The 12,941-nt window shown below is 68.8% G+C and carries 12 protein-coding genes; 8 read left to right on the top strand and 4 right to left on the bottom strand.

Annotated elements, in window-relative coordinates:
• The first annotated feature begins 15 nt into the window (after positions 1-15).
• Positions 16-2,061, top strand: coding sequence for an elongation factor G (fusA, locus tag HOP52_RS09290; RefSeq protein ID WP_238977095.1), 2,046 nt, complete (start codon positions 16-18; stop codon positions 2,059-2,061).
• Positions 2,062-2,068: 7 nt separating this feature from the next.
• On the opposite strand, the gene HOP52_RS09295 is transcribed toward fusA, so the two are convergent.
• From HOP52_RS09295 to HOP52_RS09305, 3 genes are all read right to left on the bottom strand, one after another.
• Positions 2,069-3,160, bottom strand: coding sequence for an extracellular solute-binding protein (locus tag HOP52_RS09295; RefSeq protein WP_238977096.1), 1,092 nt, complete (start codon positions 3,158-3,160; stop codon positions 2,069-2,071).
• On the bottom strand, positions 3,147-4,862 hold the full coding sequence (locus tag HOP52_RS09300) for a chloride channel protein (RefSeq protein ID WP_238977097.1): 1,716 nt from the start codon (positions 4,860-4,862) through the stop codon (positions 3,147-3,149). Before HOP52_RS09300 ends, HOP52_RS09295 begins: the two co-directional genes overlap by 14 nt.
• 198 nt (positions 4,863-5,060) lie before the next feature.
• Positions 5,061-5,531: an aminoacyl-tRNA deacylase gene (locus HOP52_RS09305; protein WP_238977098.1), complete on the bottom strand. Its 471-nt coding sequence runs from the start codon at positions 5,529-5,531 to the stop codon at positions 5,061-5,063.
• A gap of 152 nt (positions 5,532-5,683) precedes the next feature.
• Here HOP52_RS09305 and HOP52_RS09310 point away from each other — a divergent pair, with 152 nt between their 5' ends.
• Positions 5,684-6,217 carry a PH domain-containing protein gene (locus tag HOP52_RS09310; RefSeq protein WP_238977099.1) on the top strand — a complete coding sequence of 178 codons (534 nt, stop codon included), beginning with the start codon at positions 5,684-5,686 and terminating at the stop codon, positions 6,215-6,217.
• Positions 6,214-7,731: a PH domain-containing protein gene (locus HOP52_RS09315; RefSeq protein ID WP_238977100.1), complete on the top strand. Its 1,518-nt coding sequence runs from the start codon at positions 6,214-6,216 to the stop codon at positions 7,729-7,731. Before HOP52_RS09310 ends, HOP52_RS09315 begins: the two co-directional genes overlap by 4 nt.
• Here the strand turns inward: HOP52_RS09315 and HOP52_RS09320 are convergent.
• Positions 7,719-8,129 (bottom strand): glutaredoxin family protein, encoded by a 411-nt coding sequence (locus HOP52_RS09320; protein ID WP_238977101.1) that lies wholly within the window; start codon positions 8,127-8,129, stop codon positions 7,719-7,721. The genes HOP52_RS09315 and HOP52_RS09320 overlap by 13 nt on opposite strands.
• Before the next feature lie 263 nt (positions 8,130-8,392).
• On the opposite strand from HOP52_RS09320, the gene HOP52_RS19605 reads away from it, so the two are divergent.
• From HOP52_RS19605 to HOP52_RS09350, 5 genes are all read left to right on the top strand, one after another.
• Entirely contained in the window at positions 8,393-9,232 is an 840-nt protein-coding gene (locus tag HOP52_RS19605; RefSeq protein ID WP_275298126.1) for a LysM peptidoglycan-binding domain-containing protein, read from the top strand.
• A 65-nt stretch (positions 9,233-9,297) separates the two neighbouring features.
• Entirely contained in the window at positions 9,298-9,681 is a 384-nt protein-coding gene (locus HOP52_RS09335; protein ID WP_238977102.1) for a hypothetical protein, read from the top strand.
• Between the two features lie 230 nt (positions 9,682-9,911).
• Positions 9,912-10,982: a TRAP transporter substrate-binding protein gene (locus HOP52_RS09340; RefSeq protein WP_238977103.1), complete on the top strand. Its 1,071-nt coding sequence runs from the start codon at positions 9,912-9,914 to the stop codon at positions 10,980-10,982.
• 74 nt (positions 10,983-11,056) lie between these two features.
• A complete protein-coding gene (locus HOP52_RS09345; RefSeq protein ID WP_238977104.1) occupies positions 11,057-11,647 on the top strand; it encodes a TRAP transporter small permease in 591 nt (196 codons plus the stop codon).
• A 3-nt stretch (positions 11,648-11,650) separates the two neighbouring features.
• Positions 11,651-12,934 (top strand): TRAP transporter large permease, encoded by a 1,284-nt coding sequence (locus tag HOP52_RS09350; RefSeq protein ID WP_238977105.1) that lies wholly within the window; start codon positions 11,651-11,653, stop codon positions 12,932-12,934.
• The last annotated feature ends 7 nt before the right edge of the window (positions 12,935-12,941 follow it).

Genomic DNA, 12,941 nt, shown 5'->3' on the forward strand with positions numbered 1-12,941 from the left:
CTGGCGGAGGATCCCATGGTCGAACGAGCCCCTGAGCGTCTTCGCAACATCGCCCTGGCCGGCGGCGCCGGCACCGGCAAAACGACGCTCGCCGAGGCGCTGCTGGCGGCCGCCGGCGAGATTGCGGCCCCCGGCAGCGTGGAGAAGGGCACGACGCTGAGCGATACCTCACCGCTGGAGAAGGGGCTGCAGCATTCGGTGAGCCCCGCAGTGCTGGGGCTGGCGTGGGAAGATACCTGGATCGACCTGATCGACACGCCCGGCTATGCCGATTTCCAGGGGGCGGCGTTGTCGGTGCTGCCGGCGGTGGAGACCGTGGCGGTGGTGATCAGCGCCGCCGGCGGCCTGGATGCCATGGCCCGGCGCCTGCTGCAGTGGGCCGAGCAGCGCGGACTGTGTCGGCTGATCATCGTCAATCAGATCGATGCCGTCCCCGGCGGCCTCGAGGCGCTGCTGGACACCCTGCGCGACAGCGTCGGCCCCCAGTGCCTGGCCCTCAACCTGCCTGCGGACGGCGCCCGGCGGGTTTCGGACTGCTTCTTCGCTCCCGACGGCGTGGCGGATTTCGCCTCCGTCGCCGAGGCCCACGAGAGGCTGGTTGACCAGGTGGTGGAGCTGGATGAAGCGCTGATGGCACTCTATCTGGAGCAGGGCGAGGAGCTCGACCCCGCCCAGCTCCACGCGCCCTTCGAGGCGGCGCTGCGCCAGGGCCACCTGGTCCCGGTCTGCTTCGCCTCGGCGACCACCGGCGCCGGCGTCGCCGAGCTGCTGTCGGTCTTCGCACGTTTGATGCCCAACCCGCTGGAGGGCAATCCGCCCCCCTTCCTGCGTGAGGATGAGCAGGGTATCCGGGAGTACCGCGCCCGCCCCGACCCCGAGGCCCACGTCCTGGCCCACGTGGTGAAGGTCGAGCACGACCCCTACCGCGGCAAGGTGGCGGTGTTTCGCGTCCACCAGGGGACCGTGACCCGGGAGACCCGCCTGTACGTCGGGGAGGCGCGCAAGCCCTTCCGGGTAGGGACCCTGTTCCGTCTCCAGGGCCAGCAGCATCTGGACGTCGAACGCTGTGGTCCGGGCGAGATCTGCGCGCTCTCCAAGGTTGAAGACGTGACCGTCGATAGCGTGCTGCACGACTCCCATGACGAGGACCATATTCGCCTGCGCCCGGTCGAGCTGCCCGCCCCGGTGTTTGGCCTGGCCATCCAGGCCACCCGCCACGGTGACGAGCAGAAACTCTCTGAGGCACTGACGCGCATGGTCGAGGAGGATCCGGGCCTGCAGGTTGAGCAGGACGCCGCCACCCAGGAGACGGTGCTGCGCGGGCTGGGTGAACTGCACCTGCGCATGGCCCTGGAGCGGCTGCGCCAGCGTTTCCACGTGGAGGTCGAGACCCATACCCCATCGATCGCCTACCGGGAGACCGTGACCGTGGCGGCGGAGGGGCACTGCCGTCACAAGAAGCAGAGCGGCGGGGCCGGGCAGTTCGGTGAAGTCTTCCTGCGCGTCGAGCCGTTACCCAGGGACGCTGGTTTCGAGTTTACCGATACGATTCGCGGCGGGGTGATACCCGCCACCCTGTTGCCGGCGGTGGAGAAGGGAGTGCGCCAGGCCATGGCCAGCGGCGCGGTGGCCGGCTACCCGCTTCAGGACATCCGCGTTATCGTGCACGACGGCAAGACCCATCCGGTCGATTCCAAGGAGATCGCCTTCGTCATCGCCGGCCGCAAGGCCTTTCTGGACGCCGTGCGCAAGGCCTCCCCCATCGTGCTCGAGCCCATTGCCGAGCTGGTGGTCGAGGGGCCGGGCAGCGCCATGGGCGATCTCACTGCGGACCTCGCGGCCAGCCGCGGGCGGATCCAGGACACCCGTACGGTGGGCGACCAGGTCAGCATCCAGGCGCTGGTGCCGGTGGCCGAACTCGCCGACTACCCCAGTCGGCTCAACGCCCTGACCGGTGGCGCGGGCAGCTACACCCTGGCGTTCAGCCATTACGAGCCGGCGCCGGAGGCGCTGCAGCGCGACCTGCGCAAAGCCTATCGGCCCGGGGAAGAAGAGCCATGACATCCACTCAACGGCTCTCCAGCCAGTCCTCGAAGTACGCAGCGATGCGCTCCCGGGTGCGCGCATACCAGGCCTCGTCCTTGAAGATGGCACCTTCGGCGTTGAGCGGGTGGGTCGGAATGTGCAGGCGCATGTCGATGCCGGTTTCCGGATGCGTGGTGACCTGCAGCGACGCCGAGCGGCGCGCCGGCCCGTAGGGAATATGACGGGCGAACTCGGCCAGCCGCTCGGTGGTGGTAGCGAAGCGGATGAAGTCACGGGCGGCGTCGGGATGGCGGCTGCCCCGCGGGATGACCCAGGTCTCGTGCTCCTGCAACTGGCCGTCCCAGAGGATCTCGATGGGTGCCTCGTCGCGCAGCATGGCGTCGAAGAAGCGGCCGTTGTAGCCCGAGGCCATCACCACCTCGCCGTCGGCGAGCAGTCGCGGCGACTCCTCGCCGCCCGTCCACCAGCGGATCTCATCTAGGCCATCGAGCCGTTCCAGGGCGAGGCGCAGGCCGCGCTGGGTGCTCAGCAGCTCATAGAGCTCCTCCCGGGGAACCCGATAGGAGAGCAGCCCCCACTCCAGGTTGGCGCCGGGGGTGCGCTGCAGGGCACGCGGGCCGGGAAAGCGCTGCTGGTCGAAGAGGTCGGCGATCCGCGTGGGGCGCCGGCCGGGAAAGGCGTCACGCCGATAGGCAACCACGGTGGCGAAGACCGTATGGGTGATGGCACAGCGGCCCAGGGCCCCGGGCAGGAAGTCTTGCGCTGCCGGGGTGCCGTCGGGGGCGGGTGCCGGCAGGGTGGGAGAGAGCGTCTCGAGAAGGCCCTCGTCGCAGGCGGCCATGGCCTCGCTGCGGGTCATGTCGATCAGGTCCCAGGGCACCTCGCCGCTGGCCACGGCCTCGCGCAGCGCCGCGAGCCCACCGTCGTAGCGGGCCGCCTCCACGGCCATGCCGCTGGCCTCGGCGAAGGGCTCGAAGAGCACCGTGCGCTGGGCGCGCTCGTAGGCGCCGCCCCAGCTCAGCACCGTCAGCGCCGCCGGGTCCGAGTCGCCCAGGGCCGGCGTGGTCAGCAGCAGGCAGCCTATCACCAGGCCGCGCAGATCAGCCGTTCTCATGCTCTTCTCGCCTCATCTCGTCGCTGCGCCGCAGGTAGGCGCGGGTGATGCTCGCCTCGTAGACCACGCCCAGGAAGCGTTCGCCATCGGCGTTGTCGACCACTGCAATGGCCTCGCCGGTGACCTCCTGCAGCAGCTGCATGGCCTCCCACAGCGAGGCGTCCGGACTCAGCGTCGGCCGCTGTCGCAGCGGCAGGCGGCCGACCGCCTCGCGGCCATCGCCGCCTTCGCGGGCGGCTTCCAGCTCGGCTAGGGTCACGCAGCCCAGGTAGCGCCCCCGGCGGTCGACCAGGTGGCCCTCGCCGTGGTCGGCTTGACTGAGCCGGCCTATCGCCTCGGCGACCCGTGTCACCGGGTCCAGGGCGACGCAGTCCCGGGTCAGGTGGTCGCATACCGGGCTATTGCGCAGCAGCGCCCGGCCGCGGCCGGCGGAGAGGTCCAGCCCCCGCTGCCTGAGCTGGATATCGAACAGCGAGCGGCCGAACAGCTGGGCGGCGATGGGGCTGGCCAGGGTCACGCTGGCCAGCGCCGCGGTGGTCAGGGCGTAGCTGCCGGTCAGCTCGAAGACGATCAGCAGGCTGGTCAGGGGCGCGCCGATCACCGGTGCGGTCACCGCCACCATGCCGCACACCGCGTAGAACACGAAGGTCTCCAGGGGCGCGCCGGTCAGCTCGCTCACCAGGCTGCCGCACAGCGCGCCGAACAGGGTGCCGATCACCAGGGCGGGGCTGAAGACGCCGCCACTGAAGCCCATGCCCAGGCAAAGCGCCGTGGCCGCCAGCTTGAGCAGCAGCACCACGACCAGCTCGCCGCTGCCGTAGGCGCCGAAGATGGTGGCAAAGCGCAGGGTCTCCTGGCCGATGCCGAGGATATCGGGTACCCACAGGGCGGCGAGCCCTAACAGGGCCCCGGCCAAGGCGGGGCGCAGGGCCGGGGCCACGGGCAGGGCTTGGGACAGCCGTCCCACGCCGAGAATGGCGTGCAGGTAGGCGCCGGCCAGCAGCGCACCGACGCCGCCGATGGCCAGGAACACCGCGAACTCCCAGGGGGCCGGCAGGGCCGGGTCGGCGACGTGGAAGAGCGCGCCCCGTTCGAGCACGCCGGTGGCGATCACATGGCCGACCAGGGCGGCGGCGGCCACCGGGGCGAAGGCGCGTAGCGCGTAGTGGCGCAGCACCACCTCGTGGGCGAAGAGGATCCCCGCCAGCGGCGCATTGAAGGCGGTGGCGATGGCCGCCGCCACGCCGCAGGCGATGGTCACGTTGTCGTTGGAGCGCCCCAGGCGCAGCAGCCGCGCCACCTGGGAGCCCAGGGTGGCGCCCAGATGCACCAGCGGGCCGTACTGCCCCACCGAGGCGCCGGCGCCCAGCGAGACCATCGCGCTCACCGCCGAGAGGCCGCCGGCCCGTGCCGGCAGGCGGCCGCGCCGGGTCTGCACGGCGGCGATCACGTCGGCGGGGGTATGGGGGCGCTGTTCGGGAATGCCGCGGTGCAGCAGCCCGACCACCAGGCCGCCCAGGGCGGGAACGGCGAGGGTGGCGACCACCAGCACGCCGGGGGATTCGACCATCATCCGGCTGCGCGGCGAGATCAGCAGCAGGTCATTGAGCCACAGCACCACCGCCACGAAGCCCACCGCCAGCAGCGCCGCCACGGCGCCGATGATGGCGCCGAGCATGACCAGCCCCAGGAATCGCAGCATGCCGAGCGGGCCACGGGGCGGGCCGGTCGGAGCGGGAGAGCTTTCCATGCTCAAGGTGTAGGCGCCAGGCCTCGTCAAGGCAAGCGCCGGGGGGGAGGCAGGAGATGGCCGGCGGCAATAGCGGCGGGCACAAAAACAGGGGCCGCGGCAGGCGACTGCGGCCCCGGGGTGAGCCTGTGACTAATGGGCGAGGGCGGCTCAGTGGTGCCGGCTGAAGTGCCCGTGCGGACTGTCGCCCATCAGGCGGTTGAACTCACTGCCGCTCATATGCAGCAGGGTCTCGTGGTCGCCGGCATCGAAATAGATGTCCGGCTGATGCCGCAGCATGTCGTCGACGTAGACCCGCAGCCCGTAGGCCTGGCCCACCGGAGTCGTGGCGCCCGGGTCGCAGTCGCTGAAACGGCTGATGATTTCGGACTCGGAGGCAAGCTCGACGCGCTCATGGAACAGCTGCGAGAGCGCCTCGAGGTCGGCATCGCAGCTGCTGGGCAGCACGGCCAGGTGGCAGCCCGAGTCGGCATGCAGCATGACCGCCTTGGCCAGCTGGTCGCCGCTGACATGCGCCGCCTGGGCGAGCCGGCTGGTGCTGACCTCACGCGGGTGTTTGACCTCCTCATAGTCGATATCACAGGCTCTGAGGTATTCGCGGATGGTCATCGGAATGGCCATGGTACTTTCTCCTTCGGCCGCCAGGGCCGACAATTGTCAGATTACCGTGCCTCCTTTCGCGAAGTTGCGGTTCCCACGCCCTACAGCATAGCGCCCAGGAAGAGGCCGGCCATGGGCGGGTTGCGCTATCCCCTTAGAAACCAGGAGCCGCCGTGCCGTTCACCAATGATCCCCTCGACCTCGACTCGCTGCCGGCCCTGGAGCAGGCGCCGCTCACCCCGGTCTCGCCTCGCCTGGCGCCCTGCCAGGCCGTGTCGCTGCTGGGCCGCTGGGCGCTGGTGACGCTGCTGGTGCTGTTCTTCCCGGTCCAGCACGAGGCGGCGGCTGAGTGGCAGCTGGTGGCGGCCACTGCCGTGGCCCTGGTCGGCCTGGCGGCGGTGGGGCTGGGCTGGGTCGAGGCGCGGCGGCGCGCCTACGGGGTGCGCGAGCATGATTTGATCTACCGGCGCGGCCTGCTGGTGCGGCGTACCCAGGTGCTGCCGCTGGTGCGACTCCAGCACGTCGAGACGCTGAGCAACCCCGTCGAGCGGGCCTTCGGGCTGGTGCGGCTGGCCTGCTTCACCGCCGGTGGGCGCGGCGCCGACCTGCTGCTCGAGGGGCTGCCGGCATCCCGCGCCGAGGCGGTCAAGCAGCACCTGCTGGCACGCCTGGAAGGCACGTCGCCCTCGTCGTCGGAGGCACCATGAACCCCCCCGGACCCGAGACCGCCGACGCGCGGCTGGCGCGCTGGCAGCGGCTGTCGCCCTGGGCGGTGGGGCTGCTGCTGATTACCTCGGGGCTCTCGCTGATTCGCCAGCACCTGCCGCTGCTGCTGGGCGCCGGCGCCGGCCTGGCGCTGGTGGAACGAGTCGGGCTGCGCGAGCTGGCGCTGGGCGGGGCCCTGCTGCTGCTGCTGGCGGTGCTGCTCAGCCTGCTCTACTACCGGCGCTTTCGCTTCCGGCTCGAGGGCGAGGTGCTGGTCATCCAGAAGGGGCTCTTCGAGCACCGCGAATTCAAGGTCTCCGCCGCCCATGTGCAGCATATCGCCGTGCATCAGCCCGCCTATATGCGGCCCTTCGGGGTGGTGCAGTGGCAGCTGGAGACCCTGGCCGGGGAGGCCTCGCGCATCGAGCTGCCGGGGATCCGCCGCGAAATCGCCGAGGCGCTGGGGCGGCGGCTGCGGGGCGCGAGTGACGCCGCCCAGCAGGCGGCCGCAGAGGACGCGGGAGAGGCCGACGAAGCCCCGCGGGTGCGCTTCGCCATCACCCCCGGGGCGCTGGCGCTGCACGGCCTGACCAGCCGCTCGGTCTATGTGGTTGCGGCGATGCTCTCGCCGCTGGTGCAGCCGCTGGAGCGCTGGGTCCACGACCACCTGCCGCATCTCGACCTGCGCGCCTGGCTGCCGGCCTCGGCCCCCCTGGCGGTGGCGCTGGGCATCCTGGCGGTGGTGGCGGCACTGGCGCTGCTCTCGGTGCTGGCCGCCTGGTGGCGCTTCCACGGCTATGTGCTGCGTGATGAGGGCGACCGCCAGGTGCAGGTCAGCGGGCTCTTTCACCGCCAGGAGCAGGTGTTGACGCTGTCGCGGCTGCAGGTGGTGGAATGGGTGCAGACCGGCCTGGGGCGCCTGCTCGGGCGGGGCTACCTGGTCTGCCATCAGTTCGGTGCGCTGGGCGGCGGGGAGGCCGCCGAGGCGCGCCGTTTCCTGGTGCCGGGGCTGAGTTCGGCTCAGGGACGGGAGCTGAGCGCGGTACTCTGGCCCGGGCTGTCGATGCGTCAGCCCCTGGCGCGGGTCACCCGGCTCTATCGGCGCGTGCTGTTCTGGCGCCTGTTGCTGGGGTTGGCGGCGGCGCTGCTGGGGCTTGGCGCCCTGGTGGGCCCGGCCAGCCTGGCTCCCATGACCTGGGGGCTGCTCGCTGCGGGGCTGCTGCCGCTGGCGGCCGGGCTGGCCCAGCTGCGCTGGCTGGCGCTGGGCTGGGCCCGGGAGGGCGACTACCTGCGCGTGCGCCAGGGGCTATGGGGCCAGCGCACTAGCCTGTTTCCCCTGCGCAGCCTGGTCTCGGCGAGCGTCCAGCAGAGTTGGCTGCAGCGGCGGCGCGGCGTGGCGACGCTGCGGCTGCACCTGGCAAATGGCCGGGTGACGCTGCCGTTCCTGGCCTGCGACGACGCCTACGCGCTGGCCAACCGGCTGCTGGCCAGCGTGGAGGCCGATCAGGCGGCCTGAGGGGCGGCCGTGTCGAAGCGGCGCTGCAGCCAAGCGATGATTTCGTCGGACTCGTAGAGCCACTCGTCGCGGCCGTCCGGGTGGGTGATGCGCAGGCAGGGCACCTTGACGCGGCCGCCGCCGGCCTCCAGCGCCTCGCGGTGCTCGGCGTCGTGACGCGCGTCACGCAGCTCGATATCCAGGCCCAGGCGCGCCAGCTCCTTACGCACCTTGATGCAGAAGGGACAGGCCCGGAACTGGTAGAGCGCCAGCGACCGGCACTGCTCGTCGACCAGCGCCTGCTGCTCGGCGCTGCGCTCGACGCTCCGGGTGGGGGTGGAGAGTTTCTCGGCGGTCAGCATGACGGGGGTGAGCACCAGGCGAACGCCGCGGAAGAAGTAGCGAATCAGAAGTCTCATGAGGTTGGGTTGAGTCTCGTGGGTCGGTGAATGAAACGATGAATTCGGATGCCCATGATGCCGTCCCAGCCGCCAGGATGCCATCCTCGGCTGTGTTGCGCTGGCGCGAAACGCTATTGCGTTGAAGCGACGGCAAGAAACCTGGCCTCGGTCTGTCCATACTGCAGTGCGTGGGATGACCGCGGGTCATACCCGCGTCTCGGATATCGATAGGTCTGCTGCATGGTGTGGCGGGCCGAATGCATTTGCAGGGAGACACCACCATGACCGATTCTTTCCTCGACGCGTCTCAAGGCGCCAAACGCCGGCTGCCACTGCCCGGATTGCTTGCCACGGGGGTGCTGGTGGCCGCCCTGGCTGCCCCGGCGCTGGCCGAACAGGACGCTGAGGCCTACCAGGCGCTGCAGGACGAGCACGCGGCGCTGCAGGCCGAGCAGGAATCGCTGCAAAGCGAGCTGGAGGCGTCCAGAAGCCAATTGGCGGAGCAGGAGAGCGAAGCGAAGACGCTGCGAGGGCAGATCGAGACGCTGGAAGCGCAGCTGGCCGAGGCGCGCGAGAAGGCAGCCGAGGCGGCCGAGATGGCGGACGAGGCCCGCGAGGCGCTCAATGATGAGGCGGGTGCCAGCGAAGAGGTCAATGCGCTGGCGGTGCGCGTGGCCGAGCTCGAGCAGGCGCTGCAGGAGGCCGAGCGCGAGCGTGACATCCAGTACCGCGAGCACCACGCGGAACTGGCCGCCCTGCGCAGCCGGCTGCCACCGGAAGAGGGCGGCACCCTGGAGCTTGAGTCGGCCCAGGCGTCGGCGCGACTGACGGCCCAGGCGATGCGTACGGCCGAGCGGGATCTGCGCCGGGCCGGCGGCGGTGATGCCGCCCGGCAGGCCGACCTCGAGCAATTGGGGGACGAGCTGGAGCAGGACCAGCGCCTGGTTTCGCGGGTTCAGGGCGGCACCCTCTACCGGGTGCGCCGCGGAGAGTCGCTGGCGGGAATTGCCGGTCGCTATTACGGTAATGCCAACCGCTGGCCGGAGATTCACGAGGCCAACGAGCATGTGCTCGAGAACCCGGACCATGTCTGGCCCGGCATGACCCTGATCCTGCCCTGAGCCAGCGCCCGCGGCCGGGGCAGCTCGGTCGCGGCCATCCTTTGACCGGCCGATGGGAGGCCGCAATGCGTGCAGCAGTACAGTCGAGACAGTCGAGCCGCCGGGCTCGCGTGAGGGCCCTGGGGGTGGCGGGACTGTTCGCCGCCCTGGCCGCCTGCGGCGGCGAAGACGCTCCCCGGGAAGTGACCCTGGCGGTGCTGGCCGCCGATCCGGCGGGGCATGACGGTGCCGTCATCGCCACCCAGGGCGAGGTGCGTCACTTCGACGACCCGCTTCACTACTGGATCGAGGACGCCGACCTCAACCGCGTCGAGATCTTCCCCCACGAGGCGATCGCCCCCCACCTGGGAGAGCGCGTGCGGGTCGTGGGCGAGTTTCAGTATGCGCCGGCGGAGGGGCGTCGGCTGACCCTGGAGAGCGTCGAGGTGCTGCAAGACGGCGGCGGTTGACCCGGGTGCTTCGACCCGGCGCCTTGGTACGCCACACGCCGGATTGCGACTAAGGTCTAGGGCAGGGCGGCGCTTGCCGCATTGACAGCCGGGTGCGGTCCTTCTAGTCTTCTGGCATTGAATGTTACCGGTAACACTGACCGGTCATTCGATGCCTCGGGCCTATTCTCTTGTCTCAGGCGCCCCTGGCTTGTGCATCAACAACGACAATCTGCAATGGAGATTTCGCCATGACGCCTATCTGGCGCAGTACGCTCACTCTGGCCGGTGCGGCCACCCTCAGCCTGGGCATGGCCCATGCCCAGAGTCCGGAGCTCTCCGATCCGCCCGCCATCGAGGGCGAGGTGGTGGCCGATCACGGCAGCCACACCATCCGCATGGGGATCGGGCTATCGGAAACCTCGCCCCAGTACATTTCCAGCCGCTATTTCGGCGACATTCTCGAACAGCGCACCGACGGGCGCATCACGGTCAATGTCTTCCCCAACAGCCAGCTGGGTGATGACGTGCAGATGATGGAGATGCTGCAGACCGGCACCCTGGACATGACCTACCCGTCGAGTTCGGCTGCCACCACCTATGTGTCCGAGCTCGCCGCCTTCGACCTGCCGTTCTTGTTGCCGTCGCGTGAAGCGGCCATCGCCGTCATGCACAGCGAGGTGGCTCAGGGCATGCTCGATGCCTTCGAGGACACCGGGATCAAGGCGCTGACCTTTTCCGAGAACGGCTATCGCCAGCTCTCCAACAGCGCCCGGCCGGTAACCTCCCCGCAGGATGTGGCGGGTCTGGATGTGCGCGGCCTGACGGTACGGACCATGGAGAACCCTGTTCACCTCGCCATCTGGGAGGCGCTGGGCGCCAACCCCACGCCGATGGCCTTTGGTGAACTCTTCTCGGCCATGGAGCAGGGCGTGGTCGATGGGCAGGAGAACCCCTGGAGCACCATTCTCACCTCCAATTTCAATGAAGTGCAGGACTATGGTACCGAAACCCGCCATGTCTATACGCCCTTCATCATGATGATGTCCGAGCGCACCTGGAATCGCCTCGACCCTGCCTATCAGGCACTGGTTCAGGAAGCGGCACGCCAGTCGGCCGAGTACGAGATCCAGCTGTCGGCGGAGTACGATGACTGGTCGCGCAGCCAGCTCGAGGAGCGCGGTATGCAGATCACTCGCCTCGATGACGAGCAGATCGCCGCCTTCCAGGAGGCCGTGCAGCCGGTCTATGAGGAGTGGTCACCGCGTATTGGCGAAGACTTGATCGCCGAAATCCAAGCGATTGCCAACGCGGTCCAGTAACCACCGATTCCTTTCGCCCATTGACAGGACAGGGCAAGGGGAACTCGCCCCTTGCCCTGTCGCCGGAGTCTTCCATGACATCCTCAACGCCGCCACCGGCCGACCCCGGTGTCTATCTCGACGACCCCAATCGCAAGCCGCTGGAATTCGATTTCGAAACCCGTAAGGGGCCTGCCGTCTTTCGCTGGCTGACCCTGGCCATGGAGCAACTGATCGCCGCCATCCTGGTCGCCCTGATCGTCTCGGTCTCGGCCAACGTCATCGGCCGCTCGCTGCTTAACCGCTCGCTGCCATGGGCCGATGAGCTGGCGCGCATGCTGTTTATCTGGCTGGTCTTTATCGGTGCCGCGGCGGCCTTCGCCCGCTACGAACATATCGCCGTGGACTACTTGGTGCGCCGCCTCAAGCCGCGTGCCGCCTACGGGCTCTACCTGATTCAGCACCTGATCATCGCCGGCCTGATGGGGGTGATGCTGTATGGCGGCTACCTGGTGCTGTCGCGCTCCACCGGTCGCACCGCCATCCTCGGCGTGCCCTGGAACCTGATCAACATCGCGTTGGTACTGTGTGCCGCCTTCATCGGGGCCGTGGCCCTGTGGCGTGCCTGGCAGTGCATCAGGCTGATTCGCTCACCTTGGTCATCTACCCCTCAGGGAGGGCGCTGAGCCATGCTCTGGATCTTTCTTGGTATCCTGTTCGCCTCTATCGCCCTGGGCTTGCCCATTGCCTTCGGGCTGGGTGTGGCGGCGGTGGTCATGGCGGTGCTCTCCGATATTCCGCTGTCCATTCTGATCGAGCAGTCGATTCGCGGCGTCAATAGCTTTCCGCTGCTGGCGATTCCCTTCTTCATTCTGGTCGGCGAAGTGATGAGCGCTGGAGGTATTGCCCAACGCTTAATGGGGCTGGCCGGTGCGCTGGTCGGCTTCATTCGCGGCGGTCTTGGCCAGGTGGCAATCACCGGCTCGATGTTCTTCGGCGGCATCAGCGGCTCGGCGGTAGCCGATACCGCGGCTACCGGTTCGATGATGATCCCCTCGATGAAGCAGCAGGGTTACTCCGCCCCTCATGCCACGGCGATCAATACCGTCTCGTCGGTGATCGGCATCATCATTCCCCCCTCGATTCCGCTGATCCTCTACGGCATTGTGACCGAGACTTCGATCAGTCGGCTGTTCATTGCCGGGATCGTGCCGGGGGTGTTGATCGGTTTGGCGTTGATGGTTACCACCTTCATCATGGCCGGCATCGAGCATGCCGGGCAGACACGCAAGTTCCGCTTCGACCTGCTATGGCAGGCCTTCAAATCCGCCTGGCTGGCACTGGTGCTGCCGGTGATCGTGATCGGCGGGATTATCGGTGGGGTCTTTACCGCCACCGAGGCGGCGGTGGCCGCGCTGCTCTATTCGCTGCTCATCTCCCTGCTAGTGTATCGCGAGATTGGGCTGCGTGACCTGTGGGGCATGCTGATCCGCACCGCGCGGCTGACCGGCATGGTGCTGTTGCTGCTGGCCTTCGCCACGGTGATCGCTTGGTTTCTGACCATTAACATGGTGCCGCAGACCCTGGTGGGCCAGGTACAGGCGATCACCCAGGAGCCGTTCTTGCTGCTGCTGATCGTCGCCGCTCTGCTGCTGGTGGTGGGCTTCGTCATGGACCTGACCCCGGCGATGGTGATCATGGCGCCGATGCTGATGCCGATCGTCACCTCGGTGGGCATCGACCCGGCCTACTTCGGCGTACTGATGGCCTTCATCCTCGGTATCGGCCTGCTGACGCCACCGGTGGGGACCTGCCTCTACGTCGGCTGCGGAGTGGGCAAGGTGTCGATGGAGTCGCTGGTCAAGGCGATGCTGCCCTACTACGCGGCGCTGCTGGTAATGCTGGTGGTATTGATCGCCTTTCCGGGCCTGGTTACCTGGCTGCCTGACCTGACCGCCGTGCGCGGCAACTGACACTGAC

It is taken from the genome of Billgrantia campisalis (assembly GCF_022341425.1).
GTDB lineage: Bacteria > Pseudomonadota > Gammaproteobacteria > Pseudomonadales > Halomonadaceae > Halomonas > Halomonas campisalis.

Bases quoted from the DNA above. Each gene is read 5' to 3' on its own strand.
- fusA (WP_238977095.1), top strand. From the start codon at position 16: ATGGTCGAACGAGCCCCTGAGCGTCTTCGCAACATCGCCCTGGCCGGC.
- HOP52_RS09295 (WP_238977096.1), bottom strand. From the start codon at position 3,160: ATGAGAACGGCTGATCTGCGCGGCCTGGTGATAGGCTGCCTGCTGCTG.
- HOP52_RS09300 (WP_238977097.1), bottom strand. From the start codon at position 4,862: ATGCTGCGATTCCTGGGGCTGGTCATGCTCGGCGCCATCATCGGCGCC.
- HOP52_RS09305 (WP_238977098.1), bottom strand. From the start codon at position 5,531: ATGGCCATTCCGATGACCATCCGCGAATACCTCAGAGCCTGTGATATC.
- HOP52_RS09315 (WP_238977100.1), top strand. From the start codon at position 6,214: ATGAACCCCCCCGGACCCGAGACCGCCGACGCGCGGCTGGCGCGCTGG.
- HOP52_RS09320 (WP_238977101.1), bottom strand. From the start codon at position 8,129: ATGAGACTTCTGATTCGCTACTTCTTCCGCGGCGTTCGCCTGGTGCTC.
- HOP52_RS19605 (WP_275298126.1), top strand. From the start codon at position 8,393: ATGACCGATTCTTTCCTCGACGCGTCTCAAGGCGCCAAACGCCGGCTG.
- HOP52_RS09335 (WP_238977102.1), top strand. From the start codon at position 9,298: ATGCGTGCAGCAGTACAGTCGAGACAGTCGAGCCGCCGGGCTCGCGTG.
- HOP52_RS09340 (WP_238977103.1), top strand. From the start codon at position 9,912: ATGACGCCTATCTGGCGCAGTACGCTCACTCTGGCCGGTGCGGCCACC.
- HOP52_RS09345 (WP_238977104.1), top strand. From the start codon at position 11,057: ATGACATCCTCAACGCCGCCACCGGCCGACCCCGGTGTCTATCTCGAC.
- HOP52_RS09350 (WP_238977105.1), top strand. From the start codon at position 11,651: ATGCTCTGGATCTTTCTTGGTATCCTGTTCGCCTCTATCGCCCTGGGC.